This window comes from Nostoc sp. DedSLP03 (assembly GCF_034530815.1).
Taxonomy (GTDB): Bacteria; Cyanobacteriota; Cyanobacteriia; order Cyanobacteriales; family Nostocaceae; genus Nostoc.
The window spans coordinates 13,667-30,734 of sequence record NZ_JAVRCK010000100.1; the positions used below are offsets into that span (position 1 = coordinate 13,667).

Genomic DNA, 17,068 nt, shown 5'->3' on the forward strand with positions numbered 1-17,068 from the left:
ATTCGGTGGGTGAGAATGAGCTACTTCTCAAGAATTGCTGTTAGTTTAACTGCACTCGCTGCTGTGATTTTACCCTTGTATAGCTGCTTGTATCTGCCAATGCTAGAGCAATCAAGCTATCAGCAATATCTCAAACGAAAGTCCAATATTGAGCAATATGTAAGGCGAATGGAGTATCACTGCAATCAAATATTTACCCCAGATAAGGAATATCGCTGTGAAAAGTTCAATGAAGCTAAAGAATCTGGTAACTTCCAAATCACGCCACCTAGAACGCCAATTAAAAACTAAATTCAATGCCTCTACTAACTTAGTAGTTAGAGCGCTAACAGGTGATAAATCAGCCCTGAAGCTGATAGGGCAAATGGGTAATGACGGGGCGAAGATTAGTGAATTTGCCCCACAGGTGAGAGAGCAGATGTTAGCTGCTATCAAGGGGACTGAGGACTTAAATATAGTCCTAAGTGACATCTACAAACAAGCAGGTGTTAGCGGCGATCAGATTGAAAGAGCAGTGCAGTCAGCAATTTTAGCTGACACTCATCTAGCTAACATCCTAGAAGAGATGAAGCTTGATTTCACTTCATCCAAGGAGAAAGAAGCGCTGCGCCATCAACAAGCAACAGACCATCTATTGCTGAAGGCTTGGGTGGATAAACACATGATGCAAGTTGATGGCGAATACAAGATGTTGCAGACAGAATTGCAGACAGATATTAGACAACAAACGATTGACCTACAACATGATAGAGAACTGGGCAAGTATTACTTAGAGATGGGTGATAACGCTCGTGATGATTTCAAGCCAAAAAAACAATATGCAGTCCGCTCGATAGTGCAAAAAATCAAGGATGCTCTAATAGGTTTCTGACAATTCAATCCCGACAGTTACCGCCTGAATTAACTGTCGGGCAAGTAAATATCATAACAGTTATATGACATACGACATTGAAGAGTCACAAGAAGAAGTAGTAAGCGAAATCGCCCCAGATACGCCGTTACCAAAAGACTTGATATCACATTTAGAGTCGTGCAAGCAGCACCGCAAAGACGTTATCAATACAACTGAAAAACTGACCAGATTCTTTGTCGGTTGGTCGCTAAACTCTACGGGATTCTTTATAGCTAAATATCTCTTAATAACTGGCGGTGGCGTTAATCTCTGGTTGGCAATTTCGCTCTCATTTTCTATATGCAGCGTTGGCTCTCTCGCTGGGCTAACGGGCTTGAGAGTTAATTACAACAGTGATGGATTAGAGGTGGATAATATGCAAAATGTTTTAAAAACTGCTGGGGGCTTGGTGTTTGCAGGTATCACAACTTGGTTAGCAGTCAAAGACCATCAATATTTTGAGAATTTGACTAAAGAAACAGTCACGCAGATTAGCCAAGACATCCAAACCATTGAAAAACAGAACCCGCAATCAGACCCTTGGCTAAGTATTGCAGTCGCGTTGGCTTTATTCATTGGCTCTATTGCAATTATTTTTAAGGGGCGGGAATGAAACAAGGTGTTTTCGAGTTAGCACTGGCTGGTGTGTGTGGTGTAGCCGCAATCATCGGGCTAGCAACATCGCAAACACGCCAGCCCTACGATTTGACACAGATTCAATTTTGCCCAAGGTCAGCGAATGGTGTACACAGTCAAATAGCTTTAGATAAACGTTTTTGCAACCAGCCACGTTTTGTCCTTACTGAAGAATGGCAGCGCTACGGACTGTATGGCAGCATCATTCCCTACAAGGGCGATGCTATTCAATGGGTGCGTGATTTGCCTACAGACAACCCTAATCAGTTGTTAGGATATGGGATTGCGGTTATTGGGCTATGGGGTGTCGTGGGTTGCTTGCTCGTGCGTTCGCAACGCCTCAAGCGCACGGATTATGAATTGGGCGAACTCGAAAAGACTGGCGACTATGCAACTTGGCAGCATAATAAGTACAAACGTGAAATTAAGCAGCATTCGACCCAGCTTTATACTGAGCGCCTGAAAGATGGGCTGTCAGGACTGGACACAGAAGAACGCAAAGCGCTGGGCTTGACAGATTCCGAAAACGAACGCGCCAAGGCTCGGATTCAGCTAGAGGACTTTATGAAAGCCCGTGCTGTTAATCATTCTGTGATGGATAAGACCATTGCTGAGAATTTGCGAGACAGGGCGAAAGCGGATCAGGAACGCGGCAAGATTGAGGGTAAAACCAAGAGCGCGATCGCAGAAAATGACAATCAGCAGTCAGTTGACCAGCAACGAGCAACTGAGCTTATAGAAGCGCTCAAAGCTCATGAAGAGGGATGGTTGTGGAAGATTATCGACAACTTAACGCCACTGTGGTTAATCGGTCGCCAGGGGTCAGGTAAAACTTACACGAGCGCAGCTATAGCCCTTGTTAGAAAGCATTGCTTAGGGATTCCCATCTACTACTTAATTGACCGTCACGCGACTGGGGATAACTCCAAAGCATGGCGATATCTTGATACTCAAAATATTGCAGAGTCCGAGTTAGAGATAGGTACTGCGCTTGATGCTCTCTGTGAGCATTGGCTATTAAGAATTAAAGGTCAGAATGACTTAGAGCAAGCCGCAAAGATAGCACCTGAACAAGTGCTTATTGATGAGTACACCAACTTGAAATCATTGATTGGTGAACCCGCAGAAAAGTTTTACAAACTGCATCTGACAGACACCAGAAAAGCAAAAGTTAATGTGACTGGTATTACTCACAATGATACGAATTCAAGCTATCCAGAAGGGACACAAGCAATGAGGGAGGCAGGTACAATCCTCATTCAAAAATTCTCAGCTAACGGTAAAACGCCACTGTCTAGAGTCAAGATTGTTCGCGGCTTACTTGATGACAATGGTGAGGAATATCTGGATGCAGAGCGTACACTGCCAAGCTGGTTTAACCCAGAGTCTATCTATAACCATTTCAACGGCAAGCCGATTGATTTTGATGCGTAAATTTATGCGTATACTGTTTGCAAAAAGGAGATTTTGGGCAAATCCAAAGGACTATCAAAGCTTCTGGATGCATCACTGCTGCAATACCTCCAGCGCACCGTCAGAACATCGGCAGTAATACAGGAGATACAGCCCAACTTTAAGGTTAAGGGTCAACGGTTCAGTTCTCTTGAGTTGAAGCGACTGTTTAATGAGTTAGTTGAGAATAGTCTTTAGTCTGGCTTGATGCAAATACTATCGAAATTAACCTTCAGCAGATAGACCTAGAGGACAGACAGACATCTAGACAGAAACCTTATGGAACAAGGGACAGACCAGACAGACATCTAGACAGAAACTAGACAGCAGACATTAGCCCTCGGTTCATCACCGGGGTTTTCTGTTGGTGGCTTGAGCCAGACTGCTGAAGAAGGCTCTCTTCCCCCAGGCGCTCGTCTACCTCTTGCCTAAAATCCGCGATCGCTCCCGTCGTAGCTAAGTGTTTATGACTTGCAATTTCCGAGTGAATTCTGACGCTAGAAATAGAAAATCAACTTAAAACGTTAAAATTCTGGAATTGTTTATGGTATACCTGTATCCAAAAAGAAGTTTGTATACAGCACCCGCCATGCCCCAGGACTTCTCCGGTCATAATCTCAGAGGTCGTTCTTTTAAAGGTCAAAACCTTGAGGGTGCAAACTTTAGCTATGCAGATATTCGGAGTGCAGATTTTACTAATGCTAATTTGAGGAATGCAAACTTTAGTCATGCTACTGCTGGGCTGCAAAAGCGTTGGGCTATTTTTTTAGTTTGTGTTTCTTGGGTGCTATCTGGAGTTTCAGGATTTTTCTCAGCCTTTGCTGGAGTGTTGATAGCTTATATATTTGATACTTCTAGTCTAAAAAATCAGGTTGGTGGCTGGACTGCCTTAATAGTAATAATTGTTTTATTTATAGTTATCCTTCGCCAAGGATTAAACTCAGCCGTCGCCTTAGCAGGAGCTGTCGCCGGAGCCGCCGCCGGAGCCTTAGTCGTCCCCTTAGCCGGAGCCGTCGCCTTAGCCGTCGCCTTAGCCGTCGCCTTAGCCGGAGCCGTCGCCTTAGCCTCAGCCGGAGCCTTAGCCTTAGCCTTCGCCTTCGTCGGAGCCTTCGTCGGAGCCTACGTCGGAGCCGGAGCCTTCGTCGGAGCCTACGTCGGAGCCGGAGCCTTCACCGGAGCCGGAGTTTTAATTAGTGCTTACATTGCTTTGAGAGCAATGAAAGGAGATGAAAAATACGCAATTATTCGGAACATTACTGTTGCTTTTGCAGCCTTTGGCGGTACAAGCTTTCGCTCTTCTGATTTAACTGATGTCAACTTCACTGGAGCCACACTTAAAAGTACAGATTTTAGAAAAGCTAATTTGACTCGCACCTGTTTCCATAAAACTAAAAAACTCGACCATGTTCGTCCTGGAACAACTTATCTTCAAAAAGCACAACTGCGTCAAGTTCTGGTAACAAGCCAGGGACTAGACTTGAATTTTGACCGCGAAGACTTGCGAGGAGTCAATTTTCAAGGAGCCAATTTAGTAGATACCAGTTTTATTGGCACAGATTTAAGTAAAGCGAATTTAAAAGATGCAGATTTATCAAGGGCGAAATTAGTACAGGCGCAACTTAATGGAACTGATTTAACAGGCTCTAATTTTACGGGAGCATACATCCAAGATTGGGGTATTAGCACTGACACCAAATTTGATGGAGTGAGATGTGAATACGTTTATATGCGACTGCCCACTAAAGAAAACCCTGATCCACTTCGCAAACCAGATAACCACAAGGAGGTGTTTGCAGATGGGGAGTTTGGAGATTTTATTCAACCAATTTTCGACACCCTGGACTTGTACCATAACCAAGGTGTTGACCCAAGAGCGATCGCAATTTCCTTTAAGCAGTTAGCAGAGAATCACCCTGATGCCGAGCTTGAAATTGTGGCGATGGAGAAACGGGGACAGGATAAGTTTTTACTTCGTGCTAAAACCGCAGCCACGGCTGACAAGTCTGAATTAAGTGCGGAATATTTTGACACTTACAATGAGATAAAAGGCTTACCAGAGAGAGAAATTAAATTATTGCTAGAAGAAAAAGATAGCAGAATTCGTAGTTTAGAAACAATGGTAATGACGGCCCTGGAGCGTCCCAGTTTTTATTCAAATATTCAAGTAGAAGAGGTAGGTACTATGACAAACAACCCTGGTGGCTTTTCAGTTGGTGGTTCAGTTGGCGGCGATATCAGAAACTTGCAAGGCGATAACAACCGCGCAACTCAAGGTGACAATAACCAAGGTGTGCTTGGTGATGGGAATCAAGTGACGCAACAAAATCAAGTGGGTGCAGATACCGGAGAATCGCTCACTAAAGAAGATGTTGTCAAGTTACTGGCTCAACTGGAAGCTTTGATTAAAGGGGCAGAACTCCCAGCCGACACTAAAGAAGAATTAGTTGAAGATTTGAGTGCAGCTAGGAAAGCAACGGATAAAGAAGAACCAAATAAGCAACGAGCATTAGAGCGTTTGGGAACTGTGGCAGAAACACTTGAAAAAACAAGCAAGGGCGTGGAAGCTGGTCAGAAAGTCTGGACAATAGCCAAGCCGATTATTGGGAAAGTTGCAACTTGGTTAGGTGTTGCTGCTGGTTCTCACCTGTTGGGATTGTAGAACTGAATTATGAGTCAGCAGCTACCAGAAAACTCTGATTCGCAACAGCCTGATGCAAATTCAACGCAACAGGCTGATATTTCTACACCTCAAAATGTAGTTCAAGGAAATCAAAATCGCGTAGTTCAAGGTGATGAGAACCAATCTGTTTTAGGTGATAGCAACACAGTAATTCAGGGTAATAACAACTTGATGCTAATTATCAAAGAGTTAATTCTTGGTCAGCAGACAACACCAATAGGCAACCCTGCACGACCAAAGAATGAACGGATACTACTAGCCGCAGTCAAGGAAGAAGTTACTGGATGGTTAAGGGACTCTCTACACAATGCCGTGCTGATAAATTTAGATAAAGAGTCGCAACCCCAGCAGGTAAAACGCCCTTGGGATGCTCAGATAAAAATTGGCTTAAAGCCTGCTGAACCTATCCCAGACACCACAACAATTTTGCAAGTTTTTGATTCAGAAGGAATTGCAGGTAAACTGTTAATATTGGGTGCGCCAGGAGCAGGTAAGACAACCACACTATTAGAACTAGCACAAGCTTTAATCAAACGTTCTGAAGAACAGCCTGATTATCCTGTTCCAGTTTTATTTAACTTATCTTCTTGGAAAGATGATCGACAATCTCTAGCTGATTGGTTAGTGGCTGAACTTAAATCTAAATATGGTGTCTCAAAACAGCTTGGTAAGAAATACCTGGAAAATCACCAACTGCTGCCCATGTTAGATGGTTTAGATGAACTAGAGCCAGTTCGCCAGCAAACTTGTGTTCAAGCTATTAATCGATTACTACAAGCAGAATATCGTTGTCAGTATTTAGTTATTTGTAGTCGTAGTGAAGAGTATGGCAACTATAAAACTCGACTCCAACTTAATGGAGCTATCTGCTTACAGCTTCTAACAGACAACCAGATTCGGAAATATTTGATTGATACTAACCATGCATATCTGTGGCAATTCATTAACAAAGATCCAAACTTGTTAGAGTTAACTAAAGTTACAATTTTGCTGAGTATTTTTGTCCTGGCTTACCAAGAAACATTTATTAATTCATGGGAAAACATGACTGAAGAAAGGTGGGATAACATAAGCGCGGAAAATTGGACACAAATATCTTCTTCAGATTCCTTCAATCTTCAAGACTTGTTGGATGCTTATGTGCAACGGATGCTATTAAGAGAAATTAATAGTAGAGCTTATATTAATCAGAAAATACCTACAAAGCGGCAAACTACATTATGGCTCGTTTGGTTGGCTCAACAATTGGAAAAAGAATATAAAACTGAGATTTTAATTGAGGAAATACAACAATCTTGGTTAAGAACTATAGGTTTACAAAGATTATATAGAATAATTTTAGGGCTAATAATTTTTTCAGTTTGCGGAGCGATATTTGGATTAGTTATTAATGGATGTATCGGACTAATTGTTGGAATAATTTTAGGGTTAACTTATGCGCTAGCTTCGGAGAAAGGAGTTGTTATAGAAACAATAGTTTTGTCTAAGTTAAATAAAAAAAGATTGTTTAGAGGTTTGGCTGTCGGGTCAGGTTTTGGCTTAGTTATAGGATTAATATTATGCTTAATATTACAAAAGAATCAAGGACAAATTTATGGAATGATTGTAGGAATAATGTTTACTTTGCTCATAGGTCTACTTTTCGGGCAACCTGATACAACAATAGAAACAAAAATAATTCCAAACCAAGATATTCGGAAATCTGCGGTCAATGCTATTTCTTTATCGTTGATTATAGGAATAATTGTAGGGTTAATTATAGGAGTAATTCGTAACCCGATGGAAGGACTGATTACAGGGGTAATTTTTGGGTTGATTTTTGGTTTAGTTGCTGGTGGAGATGCTTGTATCCAACATTTCACTCTTCGTCTCATTCTCTACCGCAACGGCTACATCCCCTGGAACTACGCCCGTTTCCTCGACTACTGCACCGAGCGATTATTCCTCCAGCGCGTTGGTGGTCGCTATCGCTTCATCCACAAACTGCTGCAAGACCACTTCGCTCAAATGGAGTTCAAGCGGAATTAGGAAGATACAATTAAGTCACGCACGAAGAATCATAGTCAAAACCTGTAAACAATCGATGAAAAAGTCAACCACAACAATTAATCAATTTAGGATTAGGCAAAATTTCCTTAAGCGAATTACACATATTTGCTAAAACTACCCTCACACTTGAATCTGACATTCATCGACTACCGTTTAAAGTTGCATTGGAACAGTTAATGGCGGGGATGGTTTCTACCACTGCACTGACAGATAGTAGAGACTCGGTTCATCATGTCTCCACCAGAGGAAAATGACAACTGATAAGAACGCCCAAGCTCCGCAAACCAATACTGAGGCTGAGAAACTTGACCAAGCACATGACGAAACTACTCCTAGCTTCAAACGTCGAGTTGTTGGCGCATTGCTGGCTGCTGGTGAAACAGCAATTGATGAGTTTGTTTTAGATAACAAGTATCTTAAAGTTGCAAAAGCGGCTGTTAAAGGTTGGCTACAACCACGTAGATAATTGCAGCCCATACCCCTCAAACCGACACTAGCTATATTTAGTTTTCAAGCTTCGGTTGCGCCTGACTACGGAATAAGTCAGCTCTTACAAAGCGCGCAATACTTAGGGGAGATGGAATTACCCCCACGGCGATCGCTATCCTGTCCCACACCTGGAACAAGAAATTATCCCAAAGCTTGCTCTCAAACTGATAAGTGTAAGTTTTTTGGCGATCGCCACTAATAGATTGATATCACTCACTGATAGCAGTGATTCAATCAGGAGTGTAGAACGCAGTATAGACAGTTGAAACAGCCCCAACATGAGCAGATCCTATTGGTACGGATTATACCTGTAAGTGGTCATCGTGTTGCAATCATAAGCAAGTTTAATCAGCCTACGAAAGAATGAGGGTTGTGGGCGGTGTGATTGATAAGCCTGGGTTAAGTGTGTGTCATCGCTCACGAAACAATAGGCTTTTCGGTCGCTTACATTGTGTTATTGCAGGAAGACAATGTAAGCTAGACCCTATGAAAATCAACCGATTCGGCAGAGCAGAAATCCTCACCCCCGATCAAATTAATGTCCTATTTAACGAGGGCTTTGTCAACCCGCGCGATCGCGCTTTGTTTGGCGTATGCCTTTACGCTGCTTGCCGGATCAACGAAGCCTGTACTTTGGCGGTGAAAGATGTGTTTGGCAGCAACGGGGTCAGAGGGGTGTTAGTTTTACGGAGCGTCAACACCAAGGGCAAGCGAGACACCAGGGAAATTCGAGTGCATCCGAAGCTTAAGCAGTATTTAGAAGAGTACAACCCCAATCGCCGCAAGGAGTTTTTGTTTCCCGGTCGGCATGGGTTAGGACATATTCACAAGGTCAGTGCTGACAAAATCCTCAGAGATACTTGTGTGCGGCTGGGGATTGAGGGGGTGAGTACGCACAGTTTCAGGAGGACGGCGTTAACCAGGATGAGTGATGCCGGGATACCGTTGCGCCACATTCAGGAGATATCGGGGCATCGGACTTTGGCAGCTTTGGAGCGATATCTGGGGGTAACTGAAAAACAGAAGCAGAACGCTATCTCTGCTTTGGATTTTTGAACCCAGTAGGTAAATGAAGTTATGACGACATCTCTGTTAGGGAAGCAGTGCGAGAAAGCGCGATCGCGAACTACCTGCCTTAACAGTGATCACTACCTAGTATGGTTGGTGAGGAGAAGCCAAGCCTGGAAATTGTTAGCTTGGCTCAAGCCCGTCATTCTAACGTTAATTTTCGTCTTTAATGTCTTCTAAAACCTTGTCCAGTCTATCATTTGCGTCCTTAGCGAGTTGAATGCAACGTATACTTGTAGCCAAACCTCCAGCAGCAGCAACAGTTCCTTCTGGAACTTGATTTGACAAAATTAGCCCAGCGCCTATAAGGCCAATAAAGAAAGATACTGTGGTTGCAATCAAGGCAAGGTTAAAACTGTATCGTGCTTGGCGCAGGCGTTCATGGGCAATGTACAGTTCAATTGTCGAGTAAGAATTAGGAATTGGCTTGTTATTCATGGATGTGCAGAGAATTTAAATTTCATATTTATAATGTCGAGCCAAATTCTTGAAATACTGACTAGGCAATGATTCTGTTGTAAATAACTTATGTCTACTTTATGATTACCGTGTGTCCTAGTTTTGATTGTGTAAATAATCGCTGATAAAAAAATTAGCTAAACCATGATAGAGTCTAACCCTGCCATGACAAAGAAGAAAATAACTTACACAGCCTCTACACAAGGTATAGAAAGGGCAGGAAATGCCTTGAAAAGGTTAGGCTTTGAGTCAAAATCAAATTTTGCTGAATCTCAACTTTTAGGTCGTAGCACAGTAACAAAATTTTTTAACTGTCAGCCAATTCAACTTGATTGCTTTAAAAGGATATGTGAAGCACTGAAATTGAATTGGGAAGAAATTGCGGCGATAATAGAAGAAGAACAATCAGAACGTTTAGAAATAAATAGTTACAGTATCCTTGATACTCATAAGGGTGTGAAGGTAGTGCAAACACTGAATAATTTGTCGCAGACAGTACAAGAAAATAGTTATGAGAGCATCCAGAATGTGTGCAATATTAAACAAGCTATGAATTCCTCAGATGCAGAAGCTGTAACTGAAGAAAAAAATACAATTGGATCAGAAAGGTTAGGATATGCTATTGCTGGCAGTGTTGAGCGAGTTGATGTATTAAAATTAAAAGCTATTGTTGCTCTTCTACAAGAAATTACTGGAGATACTTCCATTAAAATTGTTGATATTGAAAAAGGAAGCCTTAGATTAGTTTTAAAAGGTTCCCAAAAAGGTCTTGAAAAACTTGAGTCTTTATTTAAATTAGGGGAACTAAAAGATGTTTTGGGTATTCCTGTTGAGGATGTTAAGTTTTTAAATTTGGGAAAATTAGATAACGACAGAGATATAAAAAGAGTTAATAAATCCCGATTAGTATTGACTATATCAGAAAATGTTTCTAAAGCTGATCTAGCGAAGTTTAAAGCTGCATTTGCTGAGACTTTAGGTAATGAGGATGATATAGAATCTAACGGAAATTCCAGCATAGAAGAAAAAATAATTACTCATAAATCTGTAGGTCAAGATATGAGCATTGCCAAGGGCGATACCGACCTGGCAGCGCATAAAGTTAAAGTAATTAAGCTCAGTGGTAATTTGAACTCCACGAATTCACAAGAATTTCGGCAAAATATTACTCAATTTATTGAGAATGGAGCGAAAATTGTGTTAGTTGATTTTCAAGATGTCACGTTTATGGATAGTTCCGGTTTGGGAGCTTTAGTACTAGCTTTCAAAACATTGAAGGCGGCAGATATCAAGCTTGTTTTATGCTCAATTAATGAGCAAGTCAGGATATTATTTGAACTGACTAATATGGATAAAGTATTTGAAATATTTCCCAGTCAAGACGCATTTAATAGGGAGCAACGCGATTTGGTGAGATCAGACAAAAAAAGTGCGATCGTTAAAAATTATATTTAAGTACAAGTTTGGTGGGGCATTGTAGTTTTTTTTTAATAAAGGAGGGATATGTATCCATATCCACTCTGCACGTAAGCCCTGATAAGAGTTCTGGGGAGGTTTTAGTTAAGCGATGGTCTGAGCCATTTTCAATTTTCAGCTTTGAATTGGTTGCACACTCAGGCGATAGCCGAGATTGTGCAGAATAAGGCTGATGGTTCGCAGTTCGGGGTTGCCTTCTGGCGACAAGACCCGGTAAAGATTCTGGCGGTTCAAACCCGTTTTTTCCGCAAGGCGCGTCATCCCCTCCCGTGCTTCCACCACGTTCCGCAACGCTTCCAGAAAAAACGCAATATCGCCATCCTGCTCGTACTCTTCAAGGGCAACGTCCAGGTAAGCCTTTACCATTTCCGGGTGACGCAGCTGCTCGAACACAACCTCATCATGGTTTCTCAGTTTCTTGCTCATCCTGTTCCTCCTGATAAGCCTGCCAATATCCTTTAGCCTTTTCTATGTCCCTGTCCTGGCTGTCCTTGTCGCCACCACATAGAAGAATTACTAGATCGTTCGCGGATTCTCCAAAGTAAACGCGGTAGCCACTGCCAAAGAAAAACCTCAGTTCAAACACGCCATCTCCAACTGGCTTGCAATCCCCGTAATTGCCTTGCTTGAGTCGCTCTATCCGTCGGATTATCCTGGAACGGATCACATAGTCCTTCAAGCTTAAGAGCCATTCGGTGTACGGCTCCTTGCCGTCTTCTTTTGCATAGACTAGCAGTGTTTTTTGACGAACGATATCAGCCATAGATTATAAACTGTAGCTTAAAAGCGACAAAGTTTCAACCCCTAGTTGATTCTTGCAGAGGTCAACACCTTGTAGCGTCAATCTCACCAATTACTTGCTCCAAACTGTTGGTGAGATAATTTTGGCGGACTTGTCATCTAAATAGAAATTGTAAACAGGCTCTCCTGATAATTCACAGCGAAGCGGCTCAAGAATTTTAGTGAACGGATTCCAAACTGCTGTTACAGTCCGTTTTACTTTCTTTCGTTGCAACTCACACTGAATATGTACCGTAGGGAGATGGATAATCATTGCACTGTGCAACCAAGCTTCTACACTCATTGCATAACGCTCTTGGATGTCCAACAATTTTCTCTCTAACTCTCTATTAGTAGCTTCAATTCGTGCTAATTCTTTGTCTTGTTCATCACCAATCAATTTTTTTAACTCAATCTTGTTGCGGATCGAGTCGCTAATCGTGTTGTAATAATCCTTGAGTCTTTCTTCATCTCTAGCTCTAGCTCTTGTTAATTTAGCTTGCCAATTATCTAGAGATTTACCAATTAATATTGCACTTTGATGTTCAATTAAGCTCAACAATTCTTCAATTGGCATCGCCAATGGTGTCTCTTGATGCTCCACAGTCATTAGGTCAGACTCCCAAAACAAAGCATCCCCAATTTCTACTGGTGTTACTCCTGTTATTTCATTGATAATGAACGAAACTAAACCAATCCTTTTTTCGGAAGCCTGAGCTGTGTAAGCCACATTACACAAGATGTAACGAGTAATTTCTGGTTTAGCATCTAAAAAACGAATTAAGCCATTTTGAGGTGCGAGTCTCTCCAATAAAATTTTCTCAAAGCCTGTATTTTTCAGATGTCCATCGAATTTAACACTCAACGCACTAATAAGTCCTTTAACAGCTAATAGTTCAGATAGCTTATTTAAGACTTCTGAATGATAGGTGACAAAAACACTTTGGGGTACATCAGCAATAGTAGTAAAAGTAACTTCTTCGGGGAGCGAAAGCAGCGATGCTATATTTTCAGTTAACAACACATTTAAAATGTGTTCACCAGCAGGTTCTGCTATTCCGTCATGCAGAGAAACAATTTTTTCTAAGGTAGCAATAATTGGGTCTGAAATCATAGTTAGTCAAATCAATTTCTCAAGCTTCAAAATCTTCGCCAAAAATCTGTTCATCCAGTTCCTGGATTTGCTGATACTGGTTTTTGGCTTTCAACAAATTATCTGCCAATTGCTCGAAGGCTGTATCTAATTCTGGTTTAACCTGATGCTTGAGCCAGATATCCATGACAATTTCACTAAAGTCAAATTCATCATCCACGTTCCCTAAAATTGTTTCAATCTCTCCGACCACTAGTTCAAACATATTAATTTTGTCATGCAAGATCCGCAGAATATACTCTTCGATACTGCCTTTTAGACAAAAGTTAAAAATAAAAACATCCTGGGTTTGTCCAATGCGGTGGATACGACCAATGCGCTGTTCTATTTTCATTGGGTTCCAGGGCAGGTCATAATTAACGATCGCGTTCGCAAACTGAATGTTACGTCCCTCTCCGCCTGTTTCAGATGCCAGCAGTACAGAAACATTATCCCGAAATGCGGCGATGGCCTCATCTTTCTGTTTAAGGGACATCCCACCAGTAAATTCTGCAAAGGGGATATTTGCTGCTTCCAGAGTTTGAGCCAAATAAGTGCTAGTTGCTTTATGGGTTGTGAAGACCAAGGTTTTCTGGGAAGATTTTGAGAGCATTTCTACCAACGCTTTTGCTTTCTCGACCTGCTTGACTTGAGATGCTCGTCTTGCTAAAGACTTCAGTTCTTCATCGGGTAGGCGTTTGCTCAGTTGCTTGAGGGAGTCAGCCAAAGCACCAGGGGATGAACCAGCACGCATCAGCAAATTAGTGCGGGAGAGTCTGTCTAGCTTGTCTTCTGATGAACGCAGGTACTCGCTCAAGTCCTGGTAAAGTTTCTCCTCGCCTGCTTGGGGAGTAACGGTAATTGTGGTGGCGAAGCGTTTGGGCAGTTTGACATCTACTAGGGCGCGGGTATTTCGCACCATGACTTCCCGCATCAGGGAGCGTAACTTTTCTGGATTTTTAGGGACTCGCCCATTTCTGGAATCTACGTATTCTTTTTTAAAAGCGGCTTCTGTTTGTAGCAGTCCCGGTTTGAGGAGGGTCAGCAGATTAAACAGTTCAATAAGGGAGTTCTGCACTGGCGTAGCAGTGAGCATGAGGATAAACCGCTTATTGAGGGCGTTGACCAGTTTCCAGTTTAGGGTAGTGCGATTTTTCAGGTGGTGGGCTTCATCGACAACAACCAAGTCCCAAGTGCGACTGGTGACGTGAGGATAATGTTTAGCAGACTTAGCCGTGTTTAATGAAGCGATAATTCGCGGATTATTCGTCCAAAATTCGTCTATCGGTTGTTGCGGGTCACGGTTATCTGTAGTGATAGTAGCAATATTAAATTTGTCACTTAACTCTGATTGCCACTGCGAAACTAGGGATGCGGGAGTTAACACCAGCATGGACTGTACCATACCCCTAGCTAAGTACTCAGCTATGATTAGTCCCGCCTCAATGGTTTTGCCCAATCCGACTTCATCGGCTAGTAATGCGCGTCCACCGAGTTGTCTAAGTACTTTTCGGGCTGTTTCAATCTGATACCAGTATTTGTCAATAGCAGTTAGTGTGGGCAGGCAAATTAGCTGATCGTAGTCTGCCATTACGGAGAGATTGAACAGGTTTAAACGCGCCTCGTAGAAGTTGAGCGGGTCGTATTTCCCAGCTTTCAGGGCTGATAAGGCAGTGTCAGAATTGAATTTGAATGTATAGTTTTTCTCCATGATGCACCCCTACCAGCTACTTTTGACCACTCCGCAGACACCTAACAGCTATTTTCCCGCATAGTGAGACTGTTAAATCTACATACGGTGAAGTTATATAAAATCTACTGGAATTTATATCTAAAAAATAAACTTTTTTCATCTGATACACGTAAACTGGAAACTAAAACCGAGTCGGTTGACCAAACCTCAACGTATCTTCTAGGAACGAAAACCAGTGTCAACTTCTGACCATCTTTGCCGCATTATCGCCCTGTTTAACCAGGCGGGTGGTGTCGCCAAATCGACACTGACCCAAAACCTGGGATACCACCTAGCGCGACGAAAACATCGTGTTCTCCTCATTGACCTAGACCCCCAAGCGTCCTTGACAAAATTCATGGGGTTAGTGCCATCTCAGTTACAAAAAACCGTTGCTGATGCCATTATCGACGAACAGCCCTTACCAATTCATGAGGGGATTCACGGCATGGACTTGGTTCCAGCAAGCCGAGTCCTAAGTGGAGCAGAAATGCAGTTAGTCAGTGCTGCGATGCGCGAGTTGCGCCTTAAGGAAGCCGTTGAATCTGTTCTAAATGAATACGACTTCATTCTTATAGATTGTCCCCCCAGCTTAGGATTGCTTTCTTATATCGCCTTAGTCGCAGCTACACACGTACTCGTCCCCGTCGAAACCCATCTCAAAGCCTTTGAGGGAACTGACGAACTCTTACAAACTATCACCCACGTAAAAAATAAAGCCAACCGTAAAATCCAAATAGCAGGGTTTGTTCCTACACGGTATGCTCAACAGAATTCAGCCGATAAACGAGCATTGGCAGCCATACAAGAACAACTTTCAGCTTGGGGTCGTATTTTCCCACCTATCCCCAGAGCCACCGCTTTTGTCGATGCGTCAGAAGAACGCTCTCCTTTGGCAGTGTTTGACCCCAAACATTCTGTAGTGGCTATTCTTGAAGAAATCGCATTGGCTTTGGAGGCTTTATGATCCGACGCAAACAAACAGACAAACCCTTTGGGGGTCAAATTACCACTCCACCCCCTGCACCTTGGTTATCTTCACCGGATGCAGAGTCGCCAGCCGCTACTGAAACTCAAATCAAACTCTCAGATATCGTTCTGCCCCAACAGCAGCCCAGACGATACTTCGACCCACAAGCTTTACTTGAATTAATTGAGTCAGTCAAACAGCATGGCATTCTCCAACCTTTGTTGGTGCGGACAATTGGCGAAGGGAAATACGAATTAGTAGCAGGAGAACGACGCTATCGAGCAGCCACAGAGGTGGGACTAGAAAACGTGCCTGTGGTTGTGCGTGAGCTATCAGATGACCAAGCGTTTCAGTTGGCTTTGATTGAAAACTTACAACGAGAAGACCTAAACCCTGTAGAAGAAACTGAAGGTATCTTGCATCTGTTAGCAATCCGGCTTCATTGCGATGTAGAAGCAGTAAAATCCTTGCTGTACCGCATGAAGAACGCTCACAGCAAAGGGCAAGAGCAGCCACCAGAGTCATTAGATGAATCTAGGAGAAACGTTTCTCCTAAAGGGGAAGAAACGGAATCGGAGGATAAGATTTCTGACGATTTAGATTCTGAGACAGAATCTAGGAGAAACGTTTCTCCTAAAGTGGAGGATGAGCAATCAAAGACGGTACAGGAAGTATTTGAGAGCCTGGGGCTGATGAATTGGCTATCGTTCACCACCAAGCGTTTACCATTGCTCAATCTGCCCGAAGAAATTTTAATGGCACTGCGGGGAGGTCAACTGGAATACACCAAAGCACAAGTCTTGGCGCGGGTAAGAAATAATGAAATCCGAAAAAAACTTTTGTCCGAAGCGATAGCTAACTATTGGTCTTTAAGCCAAATCAAAGAGAAAATCACAGCTTGGACGAATGATGAACAAACATCCTCTTCTTTTGCAACTAACCAAATACCAGACCGCCTGCAAAATATCACCCAGCGTATTAAAAAGCGTCAGTTATGGAAAGAACCTAGCAAGCAAAAGCAGCTAGTAAACCTTTTAAACAAGCTCGAAGCATTACTAGGGGATGAGTGACTTGGGGTGAATTGTCAGGTAATCTCTACGAAGAGAGTTTTTAACCTGCGATTCATGATTAGGTGCGAGGGGAGAAACAGAGATGGCTTCAGATTCACAGATTCGAGCATTACTCAAAGCTTGGTTAGATTAGGTGATTTCTAGGAAAGAATTTACCAATGGAGGTAAAATGTACCCTTGATG

Annotated in this window: 17 protein-coding genes and 1 pseudogene; 13 read left to right on the forward strand and 5 right to left on the reverse strand. The window is 42.5% G+C overall.

Annotated features, from left to right (window positions below):
- The first annotated feature begins 15 nt into the window (after positions 1–15).
- The 9 genes from RM368_RS32220 to RM368_RS32260 all read left to right on the forward strand — a co-directional run bounded on the left by RM368_RS32220 (position 16) and on the right by RM368_RS32260 (position 9,254).
- Positions 16–291 (forward strand): hypothetical protein, encoded by a 276-nt coding sequence (locus RM368_RS32220; RefSeq protein WP_322697818.1) that lies wholly within the window; start codon positions 16–18, stop codon positions 289–291.
- Positions 230–871 carry a hypothetical protein gene (locus RM368_RS32225; protein ID WP_322697819.1) on the forward strand — a complete coding sequence of 214 codons (642 nt, stop codon included), beginning with the start codon at positions 230–232 and terminating at the stop codon, positions 869–871. Before RM368_RS32220 ends, RM368_RS32225 begins: the two co-directional genes overlap by 62 nt.
- 64 nt (positions 872–935) lie before the next feature.
- Complete coding sequence (locus RM368_RS32230; protein WP_322697820.1) at positions 936–1,505, forward strand: hypothetical protein; 570 nt, start codon at positions 936–938, stop codon at positions 1,503–1,505.
- Positions 1,502–2,962, forward strand: coding sequence for a hypothetical protein (locus RM368_RS32235; protein ID WP_322697821.1), 1,461 nt, complete (start codon positions 1,502–1,504; stop codon positions 2,960–2,962). The genes RM368_RS32230 and RM368_RS32235 overlap by 4 nt, the downstream gene beginning before the upstream one ends.
- Before the next feature lie 17 nt (positions 2,963–2,979).
- Complete coding sequence (locus RM368_RS32240; RefSeq protein ID WP_322697822.1) at positions 2,980–3,105, forward strand: hypothetical protein; 126 nt, start codon at positions 2,980–2,982, stop codon at positions 3,103–3,105.
- Positions 3,106–3,569: 464 nt separating this feature from the next.
- Positions 3,570–5,639: a pentapeptide repeat-containing protein gene (locus RM368_RS32245; protein WP_416212278.1), complete on the forward strand. Its 2,070-nt coding sequence runs from the start codon at positions 3,570–3,572 to the stop codon at positions 5,637–5,639.
- A gap of 9 nt (positions 5,640–5,648) precedes the next feature.
- Positions 5,649–7,688, forward strand: a complete 2,040-nt coding sequence (locus RM368_RS32250) for an NACHT domain-containing protein (RefSeq protein ID WP_322697824.1) — start codon at positions 5,649–5,651, stop codon at positions 7,686–7,688.
- Between the two features lie 271 nt (positions 7,689–7,959).
- Positions 7,960–8,175, forward strand: coding sequence for a hypothetical protein (locus RM368_RS32255; RefSeq protein WP_322697825.1), 216 nt, complete (start codon positions 7,960–7,962; stop codon positions 8,173–8,175).
- Positions 8,176–8,684: 509 nt separating this feature from the next.
- On the forward strand, positions 8,685–9,254 hold the full coding sequence (locus RM368_RS32260; protein WP_069071957.1) for a tyrosine-type recombinase/integrase: 570 nt from the start codon (positions 8,685–8,687) through the stop codon (positions 9,252–9,254).
- A gap of 165 nt (positions 9,255–9,419) precedes the next feature.
- Here RM368_RS32260 and RM368_RS32265 read toward each other — a convergent pair whose 3' ends face one another.
- Complete coding sequence (locus RM368_RS32265) at positions 9,420–9,704, reverse strand: TRADD-N-associated membrane domain-containing protein (protein WP_322697826.1); 285 nt, start codon at positions 9,702–9,704, stop codon at positions 9,420–9,422.
- A 570-nt stretch (positions 9,705–10,274) separates the two neighbouring features.
- Between RM368_RS32265 and RM368_RS38930 the strand changes: the two are divergent.
- Positions 10,275–10,559 (forward strand): annotated as a pseudogene (locus tag RM368_RS38930) (hypothetical protein); the annotation flags it as partial.
- Between the two features lie 225 nt (positions 10,560–10,784).
- On the forward strand, positions 10,785–11,180 hold the full coding sequence (locus RM368_RS32270; protein ID WP_322697832.1) for an STAS domain-containing protein: 396 nt from the start codon (positions 10,785–10,787) through the stop codon (positions 11,178–11,180).
- Between the two features lie 135 nt (positions 11,181–11,315).
- Here RM368_RS32270 and RM368_RS32275 read toward each other — a convergent pair whose 3' ends face one another.
- The 4 genes from RM368_RS32275 to RM368_RS32290 all read right to left on the reverse strand — a co-directional run bounded on the left by RM368_RS32275 (position 11,316) and on the right by RM368_RS32290 (position 14,824).
- Positions 11,316–11,627 carry an addiction module antidote protein gene (locus tag RM368_RS32275; protein WP_322697827.1) on the reverse strand — a complete coding sequence of 104 codons (312 nt, stop codon included), beginning with the start codon at positions 11,625–11,627 and terminating at the stop codon, positions 11,316–11,318.
- Positions 11,602–11,964, reverse strand: a complete 363-nt coding sequence (locus RM368_RS32280) for a type II toxin-antitoxin system RelE/ParE family toxin (protein WP_322697828.1) — start codon at positions 11,962–11,964, stop codon at positions 11,602–11,604. The genes RM368_RS32275 and RM368_RS32280 overlap by 26 nt, the downstream gene beginning before the upstream one ends.
- 90 nt (positions 11,965–12,054) lie before the next feature.
- On the reverse strand, positions 12,055–13,095 hold the full coding sequence (locus RM368_RS32285; RefSeq protein WP_322697829.1) for a hypothetical protein: 1,041 nt from the start codon (positions 13,093–13,095) through the stop codon (positions 12,055–12,057).
- Between the two features lie 19 nt (positions 13,096–13,114).
- Positions 13,115–14,824: a DEAD/DEAH box helicase gene (locus RM368_RS32290; RefSeq protein WP_322697830.1), complete on the reverse strand. Its 1,710-nt coding sequence runs from the start codon at positions 14,822–14,824 to the stop codon at positions 13,115–13,117.
- 217 nt (positions 14,825–15,041) lie between these two features.
- On the opposite strand from RM368_RS32290, the gene RM368_RS32295 reads away from it, so the two are divergent.
- Together RM368_RS32295 and RM368_RS32300 are read left to right on the forward strand one after the other, a co-directional pair.
- A complete protein-coding gene (locus tag RM368_RS32295) occupies positions 15,042–15,812 on the forward strand; it encodes an AAA family ATPase (RefSeq protein ID WP_322697831.1) in 771 nt (256 codons plus the stop codon).
- A complete protein-coding gene (locus RM368_RS32300; protein ID WP_322697833.1) occupies positions 15,812–16,885 on the forward strand; it encodes a ParB/RepB/Spo0J family partition protein in 1,074 nt (357 codons plus the stop codon). Before RM368_RS32295 ends, RM368_RS32300 begins: the two co-directional genes overlap by 1 nt.
- Positions 16,886–17,068 lie beyond the last annotated feature (183 nt).

Bases quoted from the DNA above. Each gene is read 5' to 3' on its own strand.
- RM368_RS32220 (WP_322697818.1), top strand. From the start codon at position 16: ATGAGCTACTTCTCAAGAATTGCTGTTAGTTTAACTGCACTCGCTGCT.
- RM368_RS32225 (WP_322697819.1), top strand. From the start codon at position 230: ATGAAGCTAAAGAATCTGGTAACTTCCAAATCACGCCACCTAGAACGC.
- RM368_RS32230 (WP_322697820.1), top strand. From the start codon at position 936: ATGACATACGACATTGAAGAGTCACAAGAAGAAGTAGTAAGCGAAATC.
- RM368_RS32235 (WP_322697821.1), top strand. From the start codon at position 1,502: ATGAAACAAGGTGTTTTCGAGTTAGCACTGGCTGGTGTGTGTGGTGTA.
- RM368_RS32245 (WP_416212278.1), top strand. From the start codon at position 3,570: ATGCCCCAGGACTTCTCCGGTCATAATCTCAGAGGTCGTTCTTTTAAA.
- RM368_RS32250 (WP_322697824.1), top strand. From the start codon at position 5,649: ATGAGTCAGCAGCTACCAGAAAACTCTGATTCGCAACAGCCTGATGCA.
- RM368_RS32255 (WP_322697825.1), top strand. From the start codon at position 7,960: ATGACAACTGATAAGAACGCCCAAGCTCCGCAAACCAATACTGAGGCT.
- RM368_RS32260 (WP_069071957.1), top strand. From the start codon at position 8,685: ATGAAAATCAACCGATTCGGCAGAGCAGAAATCCTCACCCCCGATCAA.
- RM368_RS32265 (WP_322697826.1), bottom strand. From the start codon at position 9,704: ATGAATAACAAGCCAATTCCTAATTCTTACTCGACAATTGAACTGTAC.
- RM368_RS32270 (WP_322697832.1), top strand. From the start codon at position 10,785: ATGAGCATTGCCAAGGGCGATACCGACCTGGCAGCGCATAAAGTTAAA.
- RM368_RS32275 (WP_322697827.1), bottom strand. From the start codon at position 11,627: ATGAGCAAGAAACTGAGAAACCATGATGAGGTTGTGTTCGAGCAGCTG.
- RM368_RS32280 (WP_322697828.1), bottom strand. From the start codon at position 11,964: ATGGCTGATATCGTTCGTCAAAAAACACTGCTAGTCTATGCAAAAGAA.
- RM368_RS32285 (WP_322697829.1), bottom strand. From the start codon at position 13,095: ATGATTTCAGACCCAATTATTGCTACCTTAGAAAAAATTGTTTCTCTG.
- RM368_RS32290 (WP_322697830.1), bottom strand. From the start codon at position 14,824: ATGGAGAAAAACTATACATTCAAATTCAATTCTGACACTGCCTTATCA.